21 protein-coding genes are annotated in these 25,425 nt (G+C 68.8%); 8 read left to right on the top strand and 13 right to left on the bottom strand.

The window, feature by feature from the left end; all coding sequences use genetic code 11:
• The first annotated feature begins 4 nt into the window (after positions 1-4).
• The 8 genes from leuS (at position 5) to gshB (ending at position 11,455) form a co-directional block, all read left to right on the top strand.
• A complete protein-coding gene (gene leuS, locus AC1RLW_RS24210; protein WP_493195439.1) occupies positions 5-2,635 on the top strand; it encodes a leucine--tRNA ligase in 2,631 nt (876 codons plus the stop codon).
• Positions 2,636-2,670: 35 nt separating this feature from the next.
• Positions 2,671-3,192 carry an LPS-assembly lipoprotein LptE gene (locus AC1RLW_RS24205; protein ID WP_062477729.1) on the top strand — a complete coding sequence of 174 codons (522 nt, stop codon included), beginning with the start codon at positions 2,671-2,673 and terminating at the stop codon, positions 3,190-3,192.
• Positions 3,193-3,215: 23 nt separating this feature from the next.
• On the top strand, positions 3,216-4,286 hold the full coding sequence (holA, locus tag AC1RLW_RS24200) for a DNA polymerase III subunit delta (RefSeq protein ID WP_062477727.1): 1,071 nt from the start codon (positions 3,216-3,218) through the stop codon (positions 4,284-4,286).
• Between the two features lie 73 nt (positions 4,287-4,359).
• Positions 4,360-5,652: a glutamate-5-semialdehyde dehydrogenase gene (locus tag AC1RLW_RS24195; protein ID WP_493195438.1), complete on the top strand. Its 1,293-nt coding sequence runs from the start codon at positions 4,360-4,362 to the stop codon at positions 5,650-5,652.
• Between the two features lie 184 nt (positions 5,653-5,836).
• Positions 5,837-7,153: a glutamate--cysteine ligase gene (gene gshA / locus AC1RLW_RS24190; protein ID WP_062477724.1), complete on the top strand. Its 1,317-nt coding sequence runs from the start codon at positions 5,837-5,839 to the stop codon at positions 7,151-7,153.
• 155 nt (positions 7,154-7,308) lie between these two features.
• Positions 7,309-9,177 (top strand): potassium transporter Kup, encoded by a 1,869-nt coding sequence (locus AC1RLW_RS24185; RefSeq protein ID WP_159273598.1) that lies wholly within the window; start codon positions 7,309-7,311, stop codon positions 9,175-9,177.
• A 41-nt stretch (positions 9,178-9,218) separates the two neighbouring features.
• Positions 9,219-10,502, top strand: a complete 1,284-nt coding sequence (locus AC1RLW_RS24180; protein ID WP_493195437.1) for a benzoate/H(+) symporter BenE family transporter — start codon at positions 9,219-9,221, stop codon at positions 10,500-10,502.
• The gene (gene gshB / locus AC1RLW_RS24175; RefSeq protein ID WP_095743317.1) at positions 10,502-11,455 is read left to right on the top strand and encodes a glutathione synthase; all 954 of its coding nucleotides are present in this window, start codon (positions 10,502-10,504) and stop codon (positions 11,453-11,455) included. Before AC1RLW_RS24180 ends, gshB begins: the two co-directional genes overlap by 1 nt.
• On the opposite strand, the gene AC1RLW_RS24170 is transcribed toward gshB, so the two are convergent.
• From AC1RLW_RS24170 to AC1RLW_RS24110, 13 genes are all read right to left on the bottom strand, one after another.
• Positions 11,456-13,672: a TonB-dependent receptor gene (locus AC1RLW_RS24170; protein WP_493195436.1), complete on the bottom strand. Its 2,217-nt coding sequence runs from the start codon at positions 13,670-13,672 to the stop codon at positions 11,456-11,458.
• A 115-nt stretch (positions 13,673-13,787) separates the two neighbouring features.
• Entirely contained in the window at positions 13,788-14,555 is a 768-nt protein-coding gene (locus tag AC1RLW_RS24165; RefSeq protein ID WP_493195435.1) for a class II glutamine amidotransferase, read from the bottom strand.
• A gap of 20 nt (positions 14,556-14,575) precedes the next feature.
• Positions 14,576-15,196: a CHAP domain-containing protein gene (locus AC1RLW_RS24160; RefSeq protein ID WP_493195434.1), complete on the bottom strand. Its 621-nt coding sequence runs from the start codon at positions 15,194-15,196 to the stop codon at positions 14,576-14,578.
• Positions 15,197-15,259: 63 nt separating this feature from the next.
• The gene (locus AC1RLW_RS24155; protein WP_493195433.1) at positions 15,260-16,372 is read right to left on the bottom strand and encodes a class II histone deacetylase; all 1,113 of its coding nucleotides are present in this window, start codon (positions 16,370-16,372) and stop codon (positions 15,260-15,262) included.
• The gene (locus AC1RLW_RS24150; RefSeq protein ID WP_493195432.1) at positions 16,369-17,403 is read right to left on the bottom strand and encodes a branched-chain amino acid ABC transporter permease; all 1,035 of its coding nucleotides are present in this window, start codon (positions 17,401-17,403) and stop codon (positions 16,369-16,371) included. Before AC1RLW_RS24150 ends, AC1RLW_RS24155 begins: the two co-directional genes overlap by 4 nt.
• Positions 17,404-17,413: 10 nt before the next feature.
• Positions 17,414-18,280, bottom strand: a complete 867-nt coding sequence (locus tag AC1RLW_RS24145; protein ID WP_062477701.1) for a branched-chain amino acid ABC transporter permease — start codon at positions 18,278-18,280, stop codon at positions 17,414-17,416.
• Positions 18,281-18,292: 12 nt separating this feature from the next.
• Positions 18,293-18,991 carry an ABC transporter ATP-binding protein gene (locus AC1RLW_RS24140; RefSeq protein WP_493195431.1) on the bottom strand — a complete coding sequence of 233 codons (699 nt, stop codon included), beginning with the start codon at positions 18,989-18,991 and terminating at the stop codon, positions 18,293-18,295.
• The gene (locus AC1RLW_RS24135) at positions 18,978-19,733 is read right to left on the bottom strand and encodes an ABC transporter ATP-binding protein (protein WP_159278774.1); all 756 of its coding nucleotides are present in this window, start codon (positions 19,731-19,733) and stop codon (positions 18,978-18,980) included. Before AC1RLW_RS24135 ends, AC1RLW_RS24140 begins: the two co-directional genes overlap by 14 nt.
• Positions 19,734-19,743: 10 nt before the next feature.
• Positions 19,744-21,054: an ABC transporter substrate-binding protein gene (locus AC1RLW_RS24130; protein ID WP_307636095.1), complete on the bottom strand. Its 1,311-nt coding sequence runs from the start codon at positions 21,052-21,054 to the stop codon at positions 19,744-19,746.
• A 107-nt stretch (positions 21,055-21,161) separates the two neighbouring features.
• The gene (locus tag AC1RLW_RS24125) at positions 21,162-22,145 is read right to left on the bottom strand and encodes a Bug family tripartite tricarboxylate transporter substrate binding protein (protein WP_493195430.1); all 984 of its coding nucleotides are present in this window, start codon (positions 22,143-22,145) and stop codon (positions 21,162-21,164) included.
• A gap of 65 nt (positions 22,146-22,210) precedes the next feature.
• Complete coding sequence (locus AC1RLW_RS24120; protein ID WP_493195429.1) at positions 22,211-23,665, bottom strand: amidase; 1,455 nt, start codon at positions 23,663-23,665, stop codon at positions 22,211-22,213.
• Between the two features lie 101 nt (positions 23,666-23,766).
• Positions 23,767-24,762: a helix-turn-helix domain-containing protein gene (locus AC1RLW_RS24115; RefSeq protein WP_447740509.1), complete on the bottom strand. Its 996-nt coding sequence runs from the start codon at positions 24,760-24,762 to the stop codon at positions 23,767-23,769.
• A 125-nt stretch (positions 24,763-24,887) separates the two neighbouring features.
• Positions 24,888-25,418, bottom strand: a complete 531-nt coding sequence (locus AC1RLW_RS24110) for a MarR family winged helix-turn-helix transcriptional regulator (protein WP_070063702.1) — start codon at positions 25,416-25,418, stop codon at positions 24,888-24,890.
• Positions 25,419-25,425: the final 7 nt, after the last annotated feature.

Below are 25,425 nucleotides of genomic sequence, written 5' to 3'. Positions count from 1 at the left end.
TGTCATGAACCCCAGCTACAAACCCAGCGACGTCGAGTCCGCTGCCCAGGCGCAATGGCGCGCCGCCGATGTCTACCGTGTCACCGAGGACGCGAGCCGCAAGAAGTACTACGCCTGCTCGATGCTGCCGTACCCCAGCGGCAAGCTGCACATGGGCCACGTGCGCAACTACACGATCAACGACATGCTCACGCGCTACCTGCGCATGAGCGGCTACAACGTGCTGATGCCCATGGGCTGGGACGCCTTCGGCCTGCCGGCCGAGAACGCGGCGCTGAAGAACGGCGTGCCGCCGGCCAAGTGGACCTACGAGAACATCGCCTACATGAAGGGCCAGCTCCAGGCCATGGGCCTGGCCATCGACTGGAGCCGCGAGATCGCCACCTGCGATCCGAGCTACTACAAGTGGAACCAGTGGCTGTTCCTGAAGATGCTCGAAAAGGGCATCGCCTACCGCAAGACCCAGGTCGTGAACTGGGACCCAGTCGACCAGACCGTGCTGGCCAACGAGCAGGTGATCGACGGCAAGGGCTGGCGCACCGGCGCCACGGTCGAGCGCCGCGAGATCCCCGGCTACTACCTGAAGATCAGCGACTACGCCGAAGAACTGCTCGAGCACACGCAGCACAAGCTGCCGGGCTGGCCCGAGCGCGTCAAGCTGATGCAGGAAAACTGGATCGGCAAGAGCGAAGGTCTGCGCTTCGCCTTCACCCATGACATCCGGGACGCGAGCGGCAAGCTCATCCAGGACGGCCGCATGTACGTGTTCACCACGCGTGCCGACACCATCATGGGTGTCACCTTCTGCGCCGTCGCGCCCGAGCACCCGCTCGCCGCGCACGCCGCCACGCTCGATCCCAAGGTCGCGGCCTTCATCGAGGAATGCAAGGGCGGCGGCACGACCGAAGCCGAGCTCGCCACGCAGGAGAAGAAGGGCGTGCCCACGGGCCTGACCGTCAAGCACCCGATCACCGAGGAGCAGGTGCCGGTGTGGGTGGGCAACTACGTGCTCATCGGCTACGGCGACGGCGCCGTGATGGGCGTGCCCGCGCACGACGAACGCGACTTCGCCTTCGCCAACAAGTACGGCATCGAGATCATCCAGGTCGTGCTGGTCGACGACGAGCCGCACTTCGACTATCACAAGTGGCAGGACTGGTACGGCGACAAGCAGCGCGGCGTGACCATCAACTCCGACAACTTCAGCGGCATGACCTACAAGGAGGCCGTGGCCGCCGTGGCGCATGCGCTGGGCCAGAAGGACCTGGGCGAGCTGCAGACCACCTGGCGCCTGCGCGACTGGGGCGTGAGCCGCCAGCGCTACTGGGGCACGCCGATCCCGATCATCCATTGCGAAGAACACGGCGCGGTGCCGGTCCCCGAAAAGGACCTGCCCGTGGTGCTGCCCACCGACTGCGTGCCCGACGGCTCGGGCAACCCGCTGGCCAAGCACGAAGGCTTCCACGCCGGCGTGGTGTGCCCCGTGTGCGGCAAGGCCGCGCGGCGCGAAACCGACACGATGGACACCTTCGTCGATTCGTCGTGGTACTTCATGCGCTACTGCGACCCGACCAACGACAAGGCCATGGTCGCCGAGGGCGCGGACTACTGGATGCCGATGGACCAGTACATCGGCGGCATCGAGCACGCGATCCTTCACCTGCTGTACGCGCGCTTCTGGACCAAGGTCATGCGCGACCTGGGCCTGGTGAAGGCCGACGAGCCCTTCGCCAAGCTGCTCACGCAGGGCATGGTGCTCAACCACATCTTCTACAAGCGCAACGAGAAGGGCGGCAAGGACTACTTCCCGCCGCTCGAAGTCACGGCGGTGCTCGACGCGCAGGGCCGCATCACTGGCGGCACGCTGGCCGACGGCACCAAGGTCGAGTACGGCGGCGTGGGCAAGATGGGCAAGAGCGAACGCAACGGCGTCGATCCGCAGGACCTGATCGAGAAGTACGGCGCCGACACCGCGCGCCTGTACACCATGTTCACCGCGCCGCCCGAAGCCACGCTCGAGTGGAACGACGCGGCCGTCGAAGGCAGTTACCGCTTCCTGCGCCGCGTGTGGAGCTACGGCGTGGCCCAGGCCGACGTGGCGCCCGTGGCGCTCGCCGGCCAGAGCTTCGGCAAGCCCGCCCAGGCCCTGCGCCGCGAGGTGCACACCGTGCTGCGCCAGATCGACTACGACTACCAGCGCATGCAATACAACACGGTGGTGTCGGGCGCGATGAAGCTGCTCAACGCGCTCGAGGGCTTCAAGTCCGACGGCAGCGCGGGCGACGCGGCCGCCGCGCGCGAGGGCTTCGGCATCCTGCTGCGCTGCCTCTACCCGGCCACGCCGCACATCGCGCATCAGCTGTGGCAGCAGCTCGGCTACGACAAGGCATCGGGCGACCTGCTCGACGCCCCCTGGCCCGTGGTCGACGTGGCCGCGCTGGCGCAGGACGAGGTCGAGCTCATGCTGCAGGTCAACGGCAAGCTGCGCGGCAAGCTGCTGGTGCCCGCCGGTGCCTCGAAGGACGAGATCGAGCGGCTGGCGCTCGCCTGCGACGACTTCGTCAACTTTGCCGAAGGCGCGCCGGCCAAGCGCGTGATCGTGGTGCCCGGGCGCCTGGTCAACGTGGTCATCTGAACCCGACACTGCAGAACGACGGAAACGACAGACGCATGAACATTCGCAATGCCTCGCAGCCGCGCCGCGGCTTTCTCCTGGGCCTCGGCGTGGCAGGCGCTTCGCTGGCCCTGTCCGGCTGCGGCTTCGCGCTGCGCAAGGCGCCGAACTTCGCGTTCAAGACGCTGTCGCTCGAAGGCAATACGGCGCTCATCAATCAGCTGCGGCGCGAGCTGCGCGCGGCCGGCAACGTGACGCTGGTCCCCAAGGAAGAAGCCAGCACCGCCGACGCCGTGCTGGTCGTGCTGGGCGAGGACCGCGACCGCTTCGTGATCTCGACCAACTCCGCCGGCCTGCTGCGCGAATTGCAGCTGCGCCTGCGCGTGCGCTTCAGCCTGCGCACGCCGGGCGGCAAGGAATTGCTGCCCGCGTCCGAGGTCTCGCAGACGCGCGACCTGAGCTTCAACGAGACCAACGCGCTGGCCAAGGAAGGCGAGGCCGACCTGCTGTTCCGCGACATGCAGGCCGACATCGCGCAGCAGCTGATGCGCCGGCTGGCCGCGGTGCAGTCCCTGTAAGCGTCGCTTCCGTTCTTTTTTCAATGCAACTTGCCAGTGCCCAGCTCGGCGCCCACCTGCAAAAGGGCCTGAAGCCGCTTTACACGATCCACGGCGACGAGCCGCTGCTCGCGCAGGAGGCGGCCGACGCCATCCGCGCCGCCGCGCGCGCCCAGGGCCACACCGAGCGCAGCTCGTACACCGTGGCCGGCGCGCACTTCGACTGGAGCGCGGTGCTGGCGGCCGGGGGCTCGCTCTCGCTGTTCGCCGACAAGCAGATCGTCGAGATCCGCATTCCCTCGGGCAAGCCCGGCAAGGACGGCAGCGTCGCGCTGCAGCAGCTGGCCGAGGGCGCGCCCGGCAACGACAGCACGCTCACGCTGGTGATGCTGCCGCGCCTGGACAAGGCCACGCGCACCGGCGCGTGGTTCTCGGCGCTCGAGAACAACGGCGTGAGCATCCAGGTCGACCCGATCGAGCGCGCCGCGCTGCCGCAATGGATCGCCCAGCGCCTGGGGCTGCAGAACCAGCGCGTGATGCCCGGCGACGAAGGCCAGCGCACGCTGCAGTTCTTTGCCGACCGCGTCGAAGGCAACCTGCTCGCCGCGCACCAGGAAATCCAGAAGCTCGCACTGCTGCATCCGGCGGGCGAGCTGAGCTGGGAGCAGGTCGAGGGCGCCGTCAACAACGTGGCGCGCTACGACGTGTTCAAGCTCTCCGAGGCCGTGCTGGCCGGCAACCCGCAGCGCGTGGCGCGCATGCTCGACGGCCTGCAGGCCGAGGGCGAGGCCGAGGTGCTGGTGCACTACACGATCGCCGAGGACATCCGCGCCCTCAAGCGCGTGAAGGACGCCATGGCCGCCGGCCGCCCGCTGCCGATGGCGCTGCGCGAGAACCGCATCTGGGGCCCGCGCGAGCGCGCCTTCGAACGCGTGCTGCCGCGCCTGGACGACCGCATGCTGACCCGGCTGCTGCGCGCAGCCCACCTGGTCGACGGCATCTGCAAGGGCCTGAAGCAGCCCGACTGGCCCGCCAGCGGCTGGCAGGCGCTGCAGCGGCTGGCGCTGATGCTGTGCCGCGCCTGCAGCACGGCCGCGGCGCCGCGCCGGGCCTGACGCTCCCGCCGTCGATCGCCATCAAAAGGCCCGCGTCAGCCGGGCCGAAGGTCCGCGTGGGAAAATGCGCGCCATGAACGCGTTCAACGTCAGCGAGCACATGCAGACCCTCGGTCTGCAAGCCAAAGCCGCTGCATTCCTCATGGCCCGTGCGGATGCAGCTACCAAAAACAGAGCACTGAAGGCGCTGGCCCGGCGCCTGCGCGAAGCCGGCCCCGCGCTGGCTGTCGCCAATCAAAAGGACCTGGAGCGCGCCACGGCCGCCGGCCTGTCGGCCCCGATGGTCGACCGGCTCAAGCTCACGCCCAAGGTCCTCGACACTGTGGCCGAAGGCTGCGAGCAGCTGGCCGGCATGGCCGACGTGATCGGCGAGATCATCGGCATGAAGCAGCAGCCCAGCGGCATCCGCGTGGGCCAGATGCGCGTGCCGATCGGCGTCTTCGGCATGATCTACGAGAGCCGTCCCAACGTGACCATCGAGGCCGCGAGCCTGGCGATCAAGAGCGGCAACGCCGCCATCCTGCGCGGCGGCTCGGAAGCCATCGACTCGAACAAGGCGCTGGCGCTCCTGGTGTCCGAGGCGCTGGCCGAAGCCGGCCTGCCGGTCGATGCGGTGCAGCTGGTGCAGACCACCGACCGCGAGGCCGTGGGCCAGCTGATCGCCATGCCCGAATTCGTCGACGTGATCATTCCGCGCGGCGGCAAGGGCCTGATCGAGCGCATCAGCCGCGACGCCAAGGTGCCCGTCATCAAGCACCTGGACGGCAACTGCCACGTCTACGTGGACGACACGGCCGAGTTCGACATGGCGCTGCGCATCGTCGACAACGCCAAGACCCAGAAGTACAGCCCCTGCAACGCCGCCGAAGGCCTGCTGGTGGCGGCCTCGGTGGCCGACCACTTCCTGCCCGAGATCGCCGCCATCTTCGCCGCCAAGGGCGTCGAGATGCGCTGCGACCCGGCCGCCGCCGCGATCCTGCGCGCCAGCGAGGCGCACCATCCGCAGGCGAAGGTGATCGATGCGGTCGAGTCCGATTGGTCCGAGGAGTACCTGGCCGCCGTCATCAGCATCAAGGTGGTGGCGGGGCTGGACGAGGCCATTGCGCACATCAACCGCTACTCGAGCCACCACACCGACGCCATCGTCACGCGCGACCACATCAACGCCCAGCGTTTCCTGCGCGAGGTCGATTCGGCCAGCGTGATGGTGAATGCGAGCACGCGCTTCGCAGACGGCTTCGAGTACGGGCTGGGCGCCGAAATCGGCATCAGCACCGACAAGTTCCACGCGCGCGGCCCGGTCGGCATCGAAGGCCTGACCTCGCTCAAGTACGTGGTGCTGGGGCAGGGCGAAGTCCGCGGTTAATCGGGGTCCGAAGGGCCGGGGCCATCGGGCCGGCGGCGCGGCGAGGCCCGTGCCGCGGTGTTCTTGCAACGTGTGTTGTGGATTGGGGTGCTTTGTTCTCTTTGGCTGCTTGTCATCGGGCGCGCCATCCCCAAATCCTACAATTCCACTCCACCTTTAAGCACAAAACCAACAAGGCCGCTGCATGGTTCCGCATCTCGTCACTGCCCTGACCGGCCCGATCAACGAACTGGAGCAGCGGGTGCTCGACTCGATGCCCGCCATCGAGCGCTGGTTCCGCCTCGAGTGGATGGAGCACACGCCGCCGTTCTACAGCGCCGTCGACATCCGCAACGCGGGCTTCAAGCTCGCTCCGGTCGACACCAACCTGTTCCCGGGCGGCTGGAACAACCTCACCAAGGAAATGCTGCCGCTGGCGGTGCAGGCCGCGCAGGCGGCCATCGAGAAGATCTGTCCGGAGGCGCGCAACCTGCTCGTCATTCCTGAAAACCACTCGAAAAACACCTTTTATCTCGCCAACGTCGCGCAACTCGTGCGCATCTTCCATATGGCGGGCCTCAATGTGCGCATCGGCTCGATCGATCCGGCCATCAAGTCGCCCAAGAAGATCGAGCTGCCCAACGGCGAGACCGTGACGCTCGAACCGGTGGTGCGTTCCAAGCGCCGCCTGGGCCTGAAGAACTTCGATCCCTGCACAATTTTGCTCAACAACGAGCTTTCTGCAGGAACGCCCGGCATCCTCGAAGACCTGCACGAGCAGTACCTGCTCCCGCCGCTGCACGCGGGCTGGTCGGTGCGCCGCAAGAGCAACCACCTGCACAGCTACGAAGAGCTGTGCAAGCGCTTCGGCAAGCTGCTGGGCATCGACCCCTGGCTGATCAACCCGATCTACGCGCGCGCCGAAGGCGTCGACGTGGCCGAGGGACGCGGCATCGACGTGCTCACCAGCCATGTCGACGCGGTGCTCACCAAGGTGCGCCGCAAGTACAAGGAATACGGCATCAACGAGAAGCCCTTCGTGGTCGTCAAGGGCGGCCACAGCGGCAGCGGGAGCCCCGGCGTCGTGACCGTGCGCGACGCCAAGGAGGTCGAGGCGCTCATCGGCAAGTCGCGCACCGCCACCTCGTCGCCCGCCAAGACCAGCGCCGGGCGCGACCTGCGCGAGCCCACCGAGCTGATCGTGCAGGAAGGCGTGCTGACCAACGAGCGCGTGCACAACGGCGTGGCCGAGCCCGTGGTCTACATGATGGACCGCTACGTGGTGGGCGGCTTCTACCGCGTGCATGCCGAGCGCGCCGCCGACGAAAACCTCAAGCAGCCGGGCGCCAGCTACGTGCCGCTGGCGTTCTCGGAAAGCGCGCAGCTGCCGCAGCCGGGTGCCAAGCCCGGTGCCAGCGCCCCCAACCGTTTTTACATGTATGGCGTGGTGGGCCGCCTGGCCATGGTCGCGGCCAGTTACGAGATGGAAGCGACCGATCCGGACGCCGAAATCTACGAATGAGCGGCGGGGGCGGGTTGCGGCGTCGGCGGGCAACGGCAAAATAGCGGCCCCACAGCAACGGAACCAAAAGGGCGGAGGGATGCGCGGCGCGGCCGCGGCACCCCGGCGTGACTGACGCGTCGATCATTGCGAGCCAACCTTTTCCCATCGACCTCGTGTCAGCCCCCAAAAATATCTCTGCCGGCCTCATCGTCGGCGCCATCGGCGTCGTCTACGGCGACATCGGCACCAGCGTTCTCTATGCGGTCAAGGAAGTCTTCGGTCACGGCCATGTGCCGTTCACCGTGGAGAACGTCTACGGCATCCTGTCGATGTTCTTCTGGACCCTCACGGTCATCGTCTCCATCAAGTACGTCGTGCTCGTGCTGCGCGCCGACAACGAAGGCGAGGGCGGCCTGGTCGCGATGCTCGCACTGGCCTCCCAGGCCGTGGCCGACAAGCCGAGGCTGCGCCAGCTGCTGCTGATCGTCGGCATCTTCGGCACCTCGCTCTTCTATGGCGACGGCGTGATCACGCCGGCCATCTCGGTGCTCTCGGCGGTCGAGGGCCTGGAGGTGGTGTCGCCGCACTTCAAGCACTACGTGATCCCGATCACGCTGGTCGTGCTGTTCTGCCTGTTCGCGGTGCAAAAGCGCGGCACGGCGGGCATCGGCAAGTTCTTCGGCCCCGTCACGCTGGCTTGGTTCGCGGCCATCGCCGTGCTGGGCGTGTGGCAGATCGCGCACCACCCCGAAATCATCAAGGCGCTGAACCCCTGGTACGCGCTGAAGTTCATCTGGGACAACCCGGGCACCAGCTTCATCCTGCTGGGCGCCATGGTGCTGTGCGTGACCGGCGCCGAGGCGCTGTACGCCGACCTGGGCCACTTCGGCAAGAAGCCGATCCGCATCGCGTGGTTCTCGGTCGTCATGCCGGCGCTCACGCTCAACTACCTGGGCCAGGGCGCGCTGCTGCTGGAGAACCCCGAGGCCGTGAAGAACCCGTTCTTCATGATGGCGCCTGAATGGGCCCTCATTCCGCTGGTGCTGCTGGCCACGCTCTCGACGGTGATCGCCTCGCAGGCGCTCATCACCGGCGCCTTCAGCGTCACGCGCCAGGTGATCCAGCTGGGCTACCTGCCGCGCCTGAACATCGAGCACACCAGCGTGCGCACGGCCGGCCAGATCTACATTCCGCTGGTCAACTGGGGCCTGTTCGTGGCCATCGTGATGGCGGTCGTGATGTTCCGCACCTCGAGCAGCCTGGCCGCGGCCTACGGCATTGCGGTGACCACCGACATGCTGATCACCACGATCCTCACCTTCTTCGTGATCCGCTACGCGTGGAAGCTGCCGCTGGCGCTGTGCATCGCCTCGACCGCGATTTTCTTCGTGGTCGACTTCCTGTTCTTCGCCTCGAACCTGCTCAAGCTGTTCGAAGGCGGCTGGTTCCCGCTGCTGATCGGCGGCGCCGTGTTCACGCTGATGGTCACCTGGAAGGAAGGCCGCCGCCTGATGGGCGAGGCGCAGCATGCCGACGCGATCGACCTGAAGTCCTTCCTCGGCTCGGTGTTCATGAGCCCGCCCGCGCGCGTCGACGGCACGGCCGTGTTCCTCACGGCCGAGCCGGGCGTGGTGCCCAACGCGCTGCTGCACAACCTCAAGCACAACAAGGTGCTGCACGAGCAGAACATGTTCGTCACCGTGCGCAACCACGAGGTACCCTGGATTCCGATGGACAAGCGCATCGAGATCGAGGCGCTGGGCAACCACTGCTGGCAGGTCATCGTGCACTACGGCTTCAAGAACGACATCGACCTGCCGCGCGCGCTCGACAACGCGCGCATGCGCGGCTGCCAGCTCGAGCCGATGACGACCAGCTACTTCCTCTCGCGCGACGTCGTGATCCCCACGCTGGGCAGCGGCATGGCGCCCTGGCGCGAGAAGCTGTTCGCGCAGATGCACCACAACGCGAGCGGCGCGGCGGCCTTCCTGGGCCTGCCCAACAACGCCGTGGTCGAGTTGGGCTCGAAGATCGAGATCTGAGGCGCGCGGCGCCAGGCCGCGCGCCCCGGCAGAATCGCGGCATGCGATTCTTCAAGGACCTGAGCCTTTCGGCCTTCACCGCGGGCTTCGTCGCCGTGCTCGTGGGTTTCACGAGTTCGGTGGCCATCGTGTTCCAGGCCGCCCAGGCCTTCGGCGCCACGCCCGAGATGGTGGCCTCGTGGATGTGGGCGCTGGGCATCGGCATGGGGCTGGCCTCGGCGCTGCCCTCGCTGTGGTGGCGCAAGCCCGTCATGATTGCCTGGAGCACCCCCGGTGCGGCCGTGCTGGCCGTGGCCGGCGCGGGCTACGGCATGGGCGAGGCGGTGGGCGCCTTCATCGTCTGCGCGGTGCTGATCGTGCTCGCGGGCGCCACGGGCTGGTTCGAGCGCGTGATGAACAAGATCCCGATGGCCATCGCCTCGGCGCTGCTGGCCGGCGTGCTCGCGCGCTTCGGCATTTCGGCCTTCACGGCGGCGCAGACCGCGCTGCCGCTGGTGCTGCTGATGCTCGCCACCTACCTCGTGGGCAAGCGCCTGCTGCCGCGCTACGCGGTGCCGCTCACGCTGCTGGTGGCCATCGCCTTCACGGCCGCGCGCGGCGAGCTGGCTTGGTCCTCCGTGCACTTCTCGCTCACCTGGCCGGTGTTCACGGTGCCGGTCTTCACCTGGCAGGCTATCGTGAGCCTGGCGCTGCCGCTGTTCGTCGTGACCATGGCCTCGCAGAACCTGCCCGGCGTGGCGGCGATCCGCGCCAGCGGCTACAGCGACCTGCCGGTCAGCAAGCTCATCACGATCAGCGGCCTTGCCACGCTGGTGCTTGCGCCCTTCGGCGCCTTCGCGCTCAACCTGAGCGCCATCACGGCCGCCATGTGCATGGGCCGCGAGGCGCACGAAGACCCGGCGCGGCGCTACACGGCGGCCGTGAGCTGCGGCGCCATCTATGTGGTGATCGGCCTGTTCGGCGCGGCCGTCACGGGCCTGCTCACGGCCTTCCCGAAAGAGCTGGTCGCGGCCATCGCCGGGCTGGCGCTGCTGGGCACCATCGGCGGCGGGCTGGCGGCGGCGGTGCGCGACGAGGCGCACCGCGAGGCCGCGCTCATCACCTTCCTGGTCACGCTCTCGGGCGTGACGCTGGCCGGCATCGGCTCCGCCTTCTGGGGCGTGGTGGCCGGCGCGGTGGCGCTGGCGGTGCAGCAGGTCGGTCGTGCACAGGTGCAGGTGCCCGTTGAAAAAGCCCCGACCGGCAAGGACATCGCCGCTTCCGGCAACATGCCGCCAGAAACCCCCTCCACAGCCGCCGCTCCCGGCGCCGGAAAGAACGCCTGATGAAAAACATCCTCTTCGTCGCCGACCCGCTCGATCACTTCAAGATCTACAAGGACACGACCTTCTCGATGATGCGCGAGGCCCAGCGCCGTGGCCACCGCATCGCGGCCTGCCTGCCGCAGGACATCCAGTGGACCTCCGGCGGGCGCGTCTCGGCGGTGGTGCAGCAGATCACGCTGACGGGTGACCCGAAGGACTGGTACCGCGTCGACATCGTCGAGTCGAAGGCGCTGAAGGACTTCGACGCCGTGCTGATGCGCAAGGACCCGCCCTTCGACGCCGAGTACATCTACTCGACGCACCTGCTGCAGCAGGCCGAGCGCGAGGGCGCGAAGGTGGTCAACTCGCCGCGCGCGCTGCGCGACCACCCCGAGAAGCTCGCGATCATGGAGTTTCCGCAGTTCGTCACGCCCACGCTGGTCACGCGCAGCGCGCAGGCCGTGCGCGACTTCCATGCCGAGCACGGCGACATCATCCTCAAGCCGCTCGACGGCATGGGTGGCATGGGCATCTTCCGCGTGAAGCAGGATGCGCTGAACCTCGGCTCCATCGTCGAGACGCTCAACAAGGACGGCGCCGAAACCATCATGGTGCAGCGCTTCGTGCCCGAGGTGACGCAGGGCGACAAGCGCATCCTGATCATCGCGGGCGAGCCCGCGCCCTTCGTGCTGGCGCGCATTCCGCAGGGCACCGAGGTGCGCGGCAACCTCGCGGCCGGCGGCAAGGGCGTGGCCCAGCCGCTCACGGCGCGCAACCGCGAGATCGCCGAAGCGATCGGCAAGGTGCTCGCGCCGCGCGGGCTGCTGCTGATCGGGCTCGACGTGATCGGCGACTCGGTCACCGAGATCAACGTGACCAGCCCGACCTGCTTTCAGGAGATCACCGAGCAGACCGGCTTCGATGTGCCGAAGATGTTCATCGATGCGCTCGAGGCGCACCTGGCCTCGGCCTGATCAGAAGTCGACCGACGCCGACAGCGTGAAGGTGCGCGGCGCACCGAGCACCAGGTAGCCGTTGTTCGGGTAGCCGCCCACCGAGGCCCAGTAGTTGCGGTTGGTCAGGTTGTCGATGCGCGCGCGCAGCGTCACCAGCTTGCCGGCCACCTCGGTGAGGTAGCGCGCGCCGACATCGAAGCGCGTCCAGCCGGGCACGCGCAGCGTGTTGGCGGCGTCGGCGTAGCTCGGGCCCGTGGACACCACGCGGCCGTCCAGCGACAGGCCGCGCACGCCCGGCACGTCCCATTCCACACCCAAGGTGCCCTGCGTCTTCGCGATGCCGATGACGCGGCGGCCGTCGGTCGTGGCGTCGCCCGTGGCGCGCTGCTTGGCGTCCAGGAAGGTGATGCCGCCCATCAGGCGCACGCCCTTGGCCGCTTCGCCGAACGCGGTCAGCTCCAGGCCCTGGTGGCGGTCGCGGCCTTCGGCCACGTAGTAGCCGGCGCTGTTGACGAGGGCGCGCGGCTTGTCGGTCGTGAAGAAGGCCAGGCCGCCGCCGATGCGGCCGCCGTCGAACTTGATGCCGATCTCTTTCTGCTTGGACACATAGGGCGAGAGCTGCGTGCCCGCGTTGCGCACGGCGCCGCTGGTCGACACCGTGGGCGCGGTGTCGCCCTTGCTCAGGCCCTCGATGTAGTTCGCGTACAGCGACACCTGCGGCTGCAGCTTGAACACGAAGCCGGCCATCGGGCTGGTGCGGCTCTTCTCGTACGCGGTGGGCTTGCCGGTGTCGTAGGCGAAGTCGGTGCTCTCCAGCTTCTGGCGCCGCACGCCGAGCGTGAGCTGCGCGCGGTCGTCCAGGAAGGACAGGGTGTCGCCGATCGCCAGGCTGCTCAGGCGCGTCTGCGTCAGCAGCGCGGGGTTGTCCATGTCGTTGCCGCGGAACGCGCTCGCCGTGTAGGCCGGGATCGGGTAGCCGATGGGCGCGTACAGGTTGCTCCGCAGGTTGTTGAAGAAGTCCCACTTGTAGGCGTTCTTCTCCTTGAGCTGGTAGTACGAATACGAGGCCACCACCGTGTGGTTCACCGGGCCGGTCGTGAACTTGCCGCGCACGCCGGCTTCGGCCGTGCGGGTGCTGTCCTGGCGCTGGTTTTCGAAGCGAGACATGTTGCCCATGCCCAGGTTGTTCGTGAGCGTGAGGCCGGCCAGCGCATTGCCTTCGTGGCTCTTGCGCGCGCCGCCGGCGATCCAGGCCGTCACGTTGTCGGTGATGTCGTATTCGCCGCGCAGCGAGCCGAAAGTGTCGCGCTCGTTGGAGTAGGTCCAGGGCTGCGCGTAGTTGAGCTGGTTGTCGGGGGCCGACGGCACGCGCGTCACGCCGGCGCCGAGCGTCACGTTCGGGCGCGTGCGCGTGAGCCGGTGCTCCTGGTGGCCGATGTCGGCCGAGATGCGCGCGTTGCGGCTGCGCCAGTCGAAGCCGACCGAGGCCACGTCGAGCTTGACCTGCTCGGCGTTCACGCCGGTGCCGCCGTCGCGGTGGGCCGCGTTCAGGCGCACGCCCAGGCTCTGGTCGGGCCCGAAGCGGCGCGCGATGTCGGTCGACACATAGCTCTGCGAGCCGCTGGCCGTGCCCAGCGTGACCTGCGTGAGCGGGTCGTTCGGCGCGCGCTTGGGCAGCAGGTTGATGTTGCCGCCGATGCCGCCGCCCGTGGGCGTGGCGCCGTTCAGGAAGGCGCTCGCGCCGCGCAGCACCTCGACGCGCTCGAACAGCTCCGACGAGATGTACTGGCGCGGCAGCAGGCCGTACAGGCCGTTGTAGGCGATGTCGTCCGAATTCACCACGAAGCCGCGGATGAAGTACGACTCCTGGAAGTTGCCGAAGCCGCGCGCCACGCGCACCGAGGGGTCGTTCTGCAGCACGTCGGCCACGCTTTTGGCCTGCTGGTTCTGGATCAGCTCGTGCGTGTAGGCGGTGCTGGAGAAGGGCGAATCCATCATGTCCTGGTTGCCCAGGATGCCCACGCGCCCGCCGCGTGCCACCTGCCCGCCCGCGAAGGGCTTGGTCAGGCCTTCGGCCGAGGCGTCGGCGCTGGCTTCGACGGTGACGGTGCTCAGCGTGCCGCTGGCGGGGGCCGCCGGTTCTGCGGGCGGCGTCTGCGCCAGGGCCGTCAGGGCGTGAAGGGCCAGCAGCGAGGCGGCGACGGTCGGGCGGAGAAAGAAATGGGGAGCGGGCATGAAAGATCGACCGGATGCAAATGAGAACAGTTATTGTTCATTGTTTGCACTCACTCATCGATACTTTCTTGCGCTGTTGCAAAAAAGTGTCAGCCAAAAGACTGAATTTCAGGTCTCAGCGTGGCGTCCGTTGGCCGTCCACGAACACATGCAACTCGCCCGAGGTGAACGGCGTCCAGGTCTCGTTGGTGGTGAGCGGCGCTGTCACCACCACGGCCACGCGGTCGGTGGGCGTGGTGTGCTGGGCGAAGTCGATCTCCAGGTCTTCGTCCGAGAGCTGCGCCGTCACGAAGGGGTGGCGGCGCTCCACGTACCAGAGGTTGGTGGAGGCATGCGCCCACAGCGCCTGCCCGTTCGACAGCATGAAGTTGAAGGTGCCGTGCGCGGCCAGCTGCGGCGCCAGTTCGCGCAGCGTGAGCGTGAGCTCCTCGACGCTGGGCACGCCCGCGTGCGACTTGGCCAGCTCCTGCATGAGCCAGCAGAAGGCGTGCTCGCTGTCGGTGTTGCCCACCGGGTGGAAGTTGCCGTGCAGGCGCGGGCGGAAGTCCTTCAGGTCGCCGTTGTGGGCGAACACCCAGTAGCGGCCCCACAGCTCGCGCACGAAGGGGTGGCAGTTCTGCAGGTTGACCTCGCCCTGCGTCGCTTTGCGGATGTGCGCGATGACGTTGCGGCTTTGAATCGGGTAGCGCCGGATCAGCTCCGCCACCGGCGACTCGCAGGCCGGCTGGTGGTCGACGAAGTGGCGCAGCCCGCGGTCCTCGAAGAACGCGATGCCCCAGCCGTCGGCATGGTGGTCGGTGCGGCCACCGCGCTGCGCGAACCCCGTGAAGCTGAAGGTCACGTCGGTCGGCGTGTTGCAGTTCATCCCTAGCAATTGGCACATGGCTGTGATTAGACCGCGATTCAGGATTTGGAGGAGGCGGCGGGCAGCCGCAGCCACCCGAGCACGCGCTCGGTGCCCAGGTGCGTGCGTCCGTCAGCGAGCGCCAGCGGCAGGCGCTCGCGCGAGGTGCCGAAGGGCCCGGGGTTCCGCTGCACGATCTCGACCGCGTCGGCGTCCACGCGCGACACGATCGCCACGTGGCCGTAGGGATTGAAGAGCCACGGCGCGAACACCACGATGTCGCCCACCGCCGGGGCACTCGCGCCGCCGTTGCGGTGCTGCACCAGGTTGCGCGCCGTGTTCAGCGCGCCGTCCGCCACGGCCGCGTCGAAGAAGGCCTTGGCGTGGCCGCGCGCCTCGGGCATGCGGTGCTGGTGCCGCTCGTAGTAGTAGCGCTTGACGAACTCCACGCACTGCCAGCGCAGGCCGATGTTGTAGCCGTCGGGTGTCACGCTGCGCCCATCGACGTGGTTGATGGCGCCGTTGTAATACACCGGCACGCCCTCGAACTGGTCGATCACTTCGCCGGGCGCATGCGCCGGGTTGACGTTGAAGCGGCTCGCGCCCCACAGGCCGAGCAGGGCGACGAGGACGAGGGCAGAGAGAACGACGACGGTGCGGCGGTTGATGAAGCGGGGCATGGACGGTGAAGCAGGACGCGCGGCCACGGGCCGGCAGCGACGAGCTTAGTCCATGCCGCCGCCTCAGAGCCCGTGCAGCGCCGCCATCTCGCCAATCAATTCACGCTGGAACGCATCGAAGCGCGCCGACGGCTGCTGCAGCCCGAAGAACTCGCTGAACGGGTCTTCCACCTCGGTGCGGTGGCCCGACAGTTCTTCCACCACCGCCAGCCCGCAGAAGGGCACGCAGGCTTCCGAGTAGCCGCCTTCGTGCACCACCACCACGCGCCCGTCGCAGTGCTTCGCGGCCAGCGCGTTGACCTGCCGCATCATCTGGCGGAACGACTCGGGGTGCAGCTGCATGCGCGCCAGCGGATCGACGCCGTTGGCGTCCAGCCCGCTCGCCACCACGATCAGCTCGGGGCGGTAGCGGTCGATCACCGGCGTCACGATGCGCTCGAAGGCATGCATGTAGGCCGCGTGCCCGCCGCCCGGCTGCAGCGGGATGTTCACGTTGAAGCCCAGCCCCGCGCCCGTGCCCCGGTCTTCAGCGCCGCTGTAGCCGGGCGGGAAGCAGTTCTCCTGGTGCAGCGAGAGCGTGAGCACGTCGGGGCGGTCGTAGAAGATTTCCTGCGTGCCGTTGCCGTGGTGCACGTCCCAGTCGATCACGGCCACGCGGCCCAGGCCGTGGCGCGCCTTCATGGTCTCGATGGCCACCGCGATGTTGTTGAACAGGCAGAAACCCATGCTGTGCTCGCGCAGGCAGTGGTGGCCCGGTGGGCGCGTGAGCGCGAAGGCGTTGCGGTGGCGGCCCTGCAGCACGCTGTCCATCGCGGCAATGGCCAAACCGGTCGAGAGCTTCGCGATCTCGTAGCTGCCCGGGCCGAAGGGCGCCACCTCGCCCAGGTCGCCGCCGCCGGCGTCGCTGGCGGCCTTGAACTTCTGCAGGTAGCTGGCGGGGTGCACGCGCTGCAGGTCTTCTTCGCTGGCCATCGGTGCGCTCAGCACATCGAGCTGCGCGCTCAGGCCCGACACGTCCATCAGCGACTTGATGCGACGCTTGGAATCGGGCGACTCGGCCATGCCGCTGCCGGCCATGGGCTGCACCCAGCCGCCCACCGGCAGGAACAGGGCATGCAGCCCGCCGGGCACGTGCCAGAAGGTGCGTTCGTCGTGAAAGAAGGCGGTGGTCTTCATGCGGTGCGTCCTTGCGTGGAGGGAGGAAGGGGAGAAGAAGAAAGGGCGGTCTCGTCGCGCGGCGGCGGATGGCGCTGCACGCTCAGGCCGCGCCAGCCCCAGCGTTCGCGCGCCAGCCCCCACAGGCCGCGCGGTGCCAGCAGCATGACCGCAATCGCGATGCAGCCCATCGCGATCAGGTACCAGCCGCCCGACATCGCGAACCAGGTGTTGAACAGCTCACGCAGCCCGAAGTAGATGACGGTGCCGATCAGCGGTCCCTCGATGGTGCCGATGCCGCCGATGATCACGATGAACATCGCCGTCACCACCCAGTTGATGTCGAAGGCCGAGTCCGGCGAGACGAACATCGTGCCCATGAAGTGCGCCCCGCCGGCCAGCCCGAAGCCCAGCCCCGACAGCACGAAGGCGATGAAGCGGTTGCGCCACACGTTCACGCCGATGCTGGTGGCGGCCAGTTCGTTGTCGCGCACCGCCATCAGCCCCAGGCCGAAGGGCGAGCGCATCAGCAGGTACACGCCGGCCACTGCTGCGAGGCCGATGGCGCCCGAGATCCAGAACGCGTTCTGCTGGAAGCTCTCGGCCTCCACCAGCCGCACCGCCTGCAGCGGCACGCCTGACTCGCCGCCGAACAGCGGGAACTTGGCGACCAGCAGGCGCACGATCTCGGCCAGCACCCACATGCCGATCGAGAAGTAGGCGTCGCGCAGCCGGAACATCAGCGGCGCCACCACGGCGGCCAGCAGCGCGCCGCCCAGGCCCGCCACGGGCACCATCCAGTAGGGCGAGATGCCCAGCCGGTCGGAGGCCACGAACAGCAGGTAGGCGCCGATGCCGGCAAAGGCCTGGTGGCCCATCGACACCAGCCCGGTGTAGCCGGCCAGCAGGTTCCACATCTGGGCCATGGCCAGCGTGATCAGCACCTCGCTGAGCAGGCGCAGCAGGCCGCCGTCGGCCACGGTGGGCGCGAAGGCGATGGCGAGGGCCGCGGCGGTGAAGCCGACCCAGGGGGCGATGGACGGAGGACGCATCGAAGTCATCTCAGGTACGTGCGCCAGCGATGCCGTTGGGGCGCACCATCAGGACCGCGAAGAACAGCAGGTGGGCGTACAGCGCGCCCGCGTTGGAATCGAGCCGCTGGCCCACGAGCTGCGCCACGCCCAGCGCGATGCCGCCGACCAGCGCCCAGCGGAACGAGCCCAGGCCGCCGATGATCACGACCTCGAACGCGCCCAGCAGGCGCTCCACGCCCGAGAAGGGCGTGAACGAAGTGCGCAGCGCCAGCAGCAGCCCCGCCACCGACGCGAAGGCCAGCGACAGCCCCATCACCACCGCATACACATGGCGCGGGCGCACGCCCATCGTGCGCACGATCTCGCGGTGGTCCGAGGTGGCGCGCACCACCAGCCCGAAGCGCGAGTGCTGCAGCAGCCACTGCAGCGCGCCGAAGGCCAGCACCGCGAGCACCAGCACCAGCACCGGGTACCAGCCGATGCGCAGCCCGCCGATCTCGAAGCCCGCCGTGGCCAGCGCGCCGCCGTCCAGTGCGCGCGGGTCGGCGCCGAACAGCTCGACCATCAGGTTGCGCAGCACCACCGCGATGCCGAAGGTGACCAGCACCGGCGTGAGCGGATCGTCGGTGGCCACCGCGCGGTTCAGCAGCAGCCGCTGCAGCAGGTAGCCCATGCCGAAGGCCGCCAGCGCCACCGGTGCGATGAAGAAGAGCGGCGACACGCCGGGAAACTGCGTGGCCAGAAAGACCGCGAAGTACGCCGCGAGCACCACGAACTCGCCATGCGCGAGGTTGACCATGCGCATCACGCCGAAGACCAGCGCCAGCCCGAGGCCGAAGAGCGCATAGAGACCGCCGAGCAGCACGCCGTTGATGAGGGTTTCGAGCCAGGCCATGGGGAGATGTGTTCAGTGTCCGAAGTAGGCGTTGGCGATCTGCGCGGCGCTGAAGTCCGTGGCGTGGCCCGCCAGCGTGACGCGGCCCTTGAGCAGGCAGTACACGCGCTGCGCGATGCGGCAGGCGCGCGTCACGTCCTGCTCCACCACCAGCAGCGCCGTGCCCTGTGCGCGGATGTCGCCGAAGGCGCGGTAGATCTGCTCGATGACCACGGGCGCCAGGCCCAGCGAGATCTCGTCGCACAGCATCAGGCGCGGGTTGGCCATGAGCGCGCGGCCGATGCTCACCATCTGCTGCTGCCCGCCCGACAGCTGCGTGGCCGGCCGGTGGCGAAACTCCTGCAGGATGGGGAACAGCGCGTACACGGTGGGCAGCGTCCAGTGGCCCGTGCGGCCGCACAGCGCGCCCATGCGCAGGTTCTCTTCGACGGTGAGCGAAGGGAACAGCATCCGTCCCTCGGGCACCAGCGCGATGCCGCGGCGCGCGATGCGCTCGGCCGGCTCGGCCTCGATGGCCTGGCCGTCGAAGCGGATGGCGCCGCGGCTGCGTGAGCCCAGCCCGGCAATGGCGCGGATCAGCGTCGACTTGCCCGCGCCGTTGGCGCCGATGAGCGCGGTGGCTTCGCCTTCCGCCACGTCGAGCGACAGGTCGAACAGCGCCTGCAGGTCGCCGTAGTGGCTGCACAGCTCGCGCACTTCAAGCAGCGGCATGGGTGTGCTCCTCTTGCGCGTCTTCGTCGCCCACGCCCATGTAGACCTCGCGCACCTCGCGGCTGGCCATGGCGGCGGCGGGTGTGTCTTCCAGCAGCTTGCGGCCGAAGTTCAGCACCATGATGCGGTCGGCCACGGCCATCAATGCTTGCGCGATGTGTTCGATCCAGATCATCGCCACGTCCTGCTTCAGCTCGAGCACCAGCGCCACCAGCACCTGCACCTCGGCCTCGGTGAGGCCGCCGGCGATCTCGTCGAGCAGCAGCAGGTGCGGTCGGGCCGCCAGGCCCTTGGCCAGCTCGAGGCGCTTGCGGTCCAAGAGCGGCAGGCGGCCGGCCGGCACGTCGGCGCGGTCGGCCAGCCCGGTGCGCTCCAGCACGGCCCAGGCCTGGCGCGCGGCCTGCGCGCGCGGCAGCCGCGCGGCGAAGGTGGCGGCGGCCAGTGCGTTCTCGTAGGCGCTCAGGTGCGCGAAGGGCTGCGGAATCTGGAAGGCGCGCGCCACGCCCAGCCGCGCCCGCGCATCGGCGCGCAGCCCGACGAGTTCGCGGCCTTCGAGGCGGATGCTGCCGGCGTCGGGCACGGCCACGCCGGTGATCAGGTTGAACAGCGAGCTCTTGCCCGCGCCGTTCGGCCCGACCACGCCCAGGCACTCGCCGCGCGCGAGCGAGAGCGCCACCTGGTCGGCCACGACGATCTCGCCGTAGCGCTTGCACAGGCCGTCGATGACGAGGCAGTCGGTCATGCGGATGCGCTCAGGCAGCCTTCAGCTGCGACAGCAGCTTGAGCTCGTCTTCCACCGGAATCTGCTTGGCCGTGCTGTTGTGCGTGATGACCAGCTCGTACGGGAACTTGCTGCCCGCCTTGGTCTTGCGCCACTGGCCCGCCACCATCGGCGTGACGGCCACGCTCTTGATCGGGCTGCCCTTGAAGTCGATGCGCCCCACCACCGAATCGAGCTGCAGGTTGGCCAGTGCGTCGCGCACGGCCTTCTTGTCCTTCGGGTTGGTGGCGTTCTTCAGCGCGGCGATGCCGACCTCGAACAGCGCATGGCCGTAGCCGATGGGCTGCGTCCATTGCTTGCCGGTGGTGGCCTCCCAATCGGCCGCCAGCGCCTTGGCGCTCTGGCCCGTGAGCGACGACTTGAACGGGAAGTTGGGCGTCCACCAGACCTCGGTCGACATGCCGTTGCCCGCCGCGCCCAGCGACTCCACCGCGCTCGGGAACAGGAACGACGCCGCCATCGTCACCACCTCGGGCCGGTAGCCCGCCTGCTGCGCCTGCTTCCAGAAGGTGGCGAAGTGGTTGGCGTAGGCAAAGCCCGAGACGATGTTCGCGCGCGCCGCCTTGAAGCTGGAGACCTGGTTGCTGAAGTCGTCGGTCGCGATCTTGAAGAAGCCGCCGTTGGTCTCCTTGTAGCCGCGCTGCTTCGCGCCGCCCGGGATGCCCGTGGCCGGATCGGCGAAGGCGTGGCCCGGGCCGTTGTCGATGTACAGCGTGCCCAGCGTGCGCTCCACCTTCAGCGGCTCCCACATGCCGAAGAAGTTCTTCAGCACGTCGTCGGCGCCCCAGAAGAAATGGAAGGAGAACGGAAAACCTTTTTGCGGCGTGGAGCCGCGACCGAAGGTGATGGCCTGCCACGGCCCCATGGTCGACACCATCGGCACGCCGTTGACGTCGCACAGCTGGCCGGCGGCCAGTGCGGCGTCGCTGTCCTGCACCAGCAGCAGGTCGACCTTCTCGCGCAGCAGCAGCTCGCTGGACATGGTGGCGCCGCGGTTGGCGTCGGACTGCGTGTCGCGCACCACGATCTCCACCTTGTAGGTCGTGCCGCCGATGGTCAGGCCGTCCTTCAGCGCGGCGCGCACGCGCTCCAGGCTCCAGGGGTCGGCCTCGCCGAAGTTGGCGCGAACGCCCGACAGCGTGGTGAGGTAGCCGATCTTGATGGTCTTCGATTGCGCATGCGCCAGCGCGGGCACGCCGGCCAGCGCGGCCGCGCCGCCGCCGATGACGAGTTGGCGGCGCGTGAGGGCGCCGGAGGCTGCGGGGAAAAGGTCGGCGGACATGGAGGTTCTCCTTGGCGGATGAAGGATGGACAGGTCCGCATCCTCTCTCTGCGCGCCGCCGCGGCGTTATCGAAAACTGGCAAAACGCGGGCCCGCGCCCGCGGAAGTCATTCGGGCCGCAGGTTCACCGACTTGGCGATGGCGCGGTAGCGCTCCATGTCGGCCAGGTAGCCGCGGCGCAGCTCGGCCAGCGTCTGTTCGGGCGCCACCTTGCTGCCGCCGAGTTCCAGCGCGCGGCGCAGCTCGGGCTTGAGCATCATCTGGTTGAAGGCCGTGTGCAGCCGCTGCTGCGCTTCCTCGGGCACGCGGTGCGACACCTGGATGCCCGCCCACAGGCTGTAGACGAAGTCGTCCAGGCCCTTGCTGTTGCGGATCAGCGGAATGGCCGTGAAGCGCTCGTGCGGCGCCGAGGCCGCGATGCCCAGCGCCTTGACCTTGCCGGCGTCCAGCAGGTCGGGCACGTTGCCGGCCAGCGGCGCAAACACCAGGTCGATCTGCCCGCCCAGCAGGTCGTTCACCAGCGGCGCGAAGCCCTTGTAGGGCACGTGCAGCATCTTGGTGCCCGTCTGCTGCATGAAGCGCTCGCCCAGCAGGTGGTAGAGCGACCCGGGGCCGATGCTGCCGTAGCTCAGCTCTTTCGTGTCGGGGCGGCGCAAGAGCGCGATGAGTTCGTCGACGCTGCTCGCGCCCAGGTCCTTGCGCGCCAGCAGCACCATCGAGGTGACGGCCATCACGCCGATGGGGCGGAAGTCTTCGGCCTTGTAGCGCGCGCTGCTGAGCGTGAGCGGCGTGAGCATCAGCTCCATCGGCGAACCCACCAGCAGCGCCGAGCCGTCGGCCGGTGCGTTGGCCGCCTTCATCACGCCGAGCGAGCCGCTGGCGCCGGGCACGTTGTCGACGATGGCCGGCTGGCCCAGCAGCCGCGACAGCTCGGGCGCGGCCAGGCGCGCGTTGATGTCGGAGCCGCCGCCCGCGGGGTAGGGCACGATCAGGTTCAGGGTCTTGCCCCCCAGGCCCTGCGCCAGGGCGGGCAGGGCGATGGGGGACAGGCCGGCGGCCAGGCCGGCAGCAATCAGCGAACGTCTGCGCATGGGTTCTCTCCTCGGGTTGTGTGAGATGTGTCGGAGTACGGGAAACAGGGGGCTTGTTGTTGCTGCTACGGCTGCAGCAGCGGCGACTGCACGTTCGCGAAGGGCACGGCCTGGTGCCAGCCGTGCGCCATGCGCAGCACGTCGAGGTCGGCGCCGGGGCGGCCGATGAGCTGCAGGCCCATCGGCAGGCCGCGCGTGCAGTCGGCTTGCGAGAAGCCGGCCGGGATCGCCATCGCGGGCAGGCCGGCGAGCGAAGGGCCGATGGTCACTTCCATCCAGCGGTGGTAGGTGTCCATGGCGCGGCCGCCGACCTCGCGCGGCCAGTGCGTGTCGACCGGCAGCGGGAACACCTGCGCGGCCGGCAGCACCAGGAAGTCGAAGCGTTCGAAGAGCTGCAGCAGCGCGGCATGCCACTGCGTGCGCGTGACGGCCGCCTCATGCAGCGCGGCGGTGCTCAGGCGTTCGCCCTGCTCGATCTCCCAGCAGGCCTCGGGCTTGAGCTGCGCGCGCGTGGCCGGGTCGGCATGCAGCCCGCGCAGCGCGCCGGCCACGATGAAGCCGCGCAGGCGCAGCCAGGCGGTCCACAGGGCGTTGAAATCGAAGGCGGGCACGGCGGGTGCGACGCTGCAGCCCAGCGTGTCGAAATGCTGCAGCGCCGATTCGCACAGCGCCATCACGCCCGGGTCCATCGGCAGGTGGCCGCCGAGGTCGCCGAGCCAGGCGATGCGCTTGCCGCGCAGTTCCGCATCGAGCGGCTGCGCAAAGGCCTCGCCGTCACCGGCCAGGCTCAGCGGCGAGCGCGCGTCGTAGCCGGCCTGCACCGACAGCAGCCAGGCCACGTCCTCGGGCGTGCGGCCCATCGGCCCTTCGCAGCCCAGCTGCTGGAAGAACAGCTCCGGCCCCGGCCCGGTGGGCACGCGGCCCAACGAAGGCCGCAGGCCGTAGACGTGGTTCCAGGCCGCGGGGTTGCGCAGCGAACCCATCATGTCGCTGCCGTCGGCCACCGGCAGCATGTGCAGCGCGAGCGCCACCGCGGCGCCGCCGCTGCTGCCGCCGGCCGCGTGGTCGAGGTTCCATGCGTTGCGCGTGGTGCCGAACACCGTGTTGTAGGTGTGCGAGCCCAGGCCGAACTCGGGCGTGTTGCTGCGCCCTACGAAGAGCGCACCGGCGCGGCGCAGGCGCTCGACCATGATCGCGTCGTGCGGCGTGACCTGCCTGGCGAACACCGGGCTGCCCATCGTGGTCGGCAGGCCGGCGGTGGCGACGAAATCCTTCGGCGCCATCGGGAAGCCGTGCAGCCGACCGACCGCGTCGCCGCGCGCCAACTGTGCATCGCAGGCATCGGCCTGGCGCAGCATCTCCTCGGCGGGTTGCCGCGACACGAGTGCGTTGACCTGCGGGTTGAGGCGCTCGATGCGCGCGAGGCAGGTCTGCATCAGTTCGCGGCACGAGAGCTCGCGGCGTTGCAGGGCGGCGGCGAGCGAACGGGCGCTGGGAAGGGGTGGCAGCGTGGCGGACATATGGCGGTCAACGATAGCGACCGCCTCCGCAAGCAGGTATCAAAAAACGGCAAAACTGGCGCTCCGAAAACCGAGGGATTCCCCTCGGCCCGTGCACCGGATCAGTGCCTCGTGAGCGCCGCGCCGCGCAGCGTCTGCGAGGGCAGCTCGCCGAACTGGCGCCGGTAGTCCGTCGCGAACTGGCTCAGGTGCCAGAAGCCCCAATGCGCCGCGATGTCCTGCACCGAGCGCGACTCGGGCCGCTTCAGTGCGCGGCGCACGCCGTTCAGGCGCAGCGCCCGCAGGTAGCGCGCGGGGCTCAGGCCCAGCGTTTCCTGGAAGCAGTAGTTCAGCTTGCGCTGGCTCGCGCCGATGCGGCTGCACACCTGCAGCATCGACAGCGGCTCGTCGGGCCGCGACATCATCAGCTCGCAGGCGCGGCGCACCACGCGGCGGTGCGCCTCGGTGGAGCGCAGCTCGCGCAGGTCGACGTCTTCGGGCAAGGCGTTGAGCCAGGCCAGCAGCACGTCGTCGCGCAGCTGCACCGTGGCGACGGGGTCGTCGAGCAGCGCGGGCATGGCGTCGAGCGCACCGAAGGCGCCGCGCAAGGTGCCGCGCAGTGACTGCATGGTGGGGTCGTCGAAGTGCAGCACCACGCGCCGTTCGAGCCAGGCCGGCGGCGCGCGGTCGTTCAGGCGTTCGGTGAGCGACTGCAGCAGCGCGTTGTCGACCACGATGCCCGTCAGCTCGAAGCCCGGCGGGCTGCACAGGTCGAGCTCGTCGCAGCGCCCGACCATCACCGATTCGGTGTCCAGCCGCTGGCCCGAGAAGCGCGCCTCGCCGTCCTGCCGGCAGGTGAGCGCGAAGCCGCAGCAGTCGGGGTTCATCTCGCCGTGCTGGCGCAGCGCGCGGTTGGTGGTCTCGCGCACCAGCCGCAGGCCGGGCAGTTGCACATGGTCGAGAAAGCCGGCGAAGCTGCCGCCCGAGAGCATGTCGCACGCCAGGTGCCAGCCGTTCTGGCCGCTGGCGTAGGCGTCGATGTCGTGCGTGGACAGGGTCCAGCGCGTCGCGACGGTGGGGGCGGGGGCGGGAAGAACGGAGGCGGTCTGGCTGGTCATGGCGGTCCGGCGAAGCGGTGGCAGGGGTGCGAAGACCCGTGCCGGAAGCAATCTCCAGACCAGATTGTTTCGTTGACAACGATCTTAAAGTGACAGGGCAAACCCCTAAGCCACCCGATCGCGCCTTATTCGAGCTCGCCGCTGGGCTCGAAGCCGGTGGTGCTGTCGAACAGCTTCTGCACGATGGTCTGCAGCACCTGGCGCTCGTCGGCCGTGAGCTGAGAAAACAGGCGCTGCGCCGTGTCGTGCGCCAGCGGCACCATGTCGCGGTACAGCGCCAGGCCTTCTTCCTCGAGCGACACGATGACCTTGCGGCGGTCGTCGGCCGAGGGGTGCATGTTGGCCAGGCCCAGGTCCACCAGCCGGTGCTGCGCGCGGCTCACGCGGGCCTTGTCCATGCTCGTCTTCTGTGCAATTTCGAGCGCCGACAGCGCACCGTACTTGCCCAGCACCACGACGATGCGCCACTCCGGAATCTGCAGCGAGAAGCGGCTGGCGATCGACTGGCCCACCGTCTGGCTCACGCGGTTGGCGACCACCGAGAGCTGGAAGGGCAGGAAGGTCTCGAGGTCGAAGGCCGGGGCGCTCGCGGCGCTGCTGCGTGCCTTGGGCAGGGGCTTGGCGCTGGGCCGGGAAGGGGTGCGTGAACGGGGCACGGTGAGG

This window comes from Variovorax sp. GW822-FHT04A09, assembly GCF_058801005.1.
The sequence above is the reverse complement of the archived record's forward strand: the minus strand, read 5'-3'. Positions and strand labels throughout refer to the sequence as shown.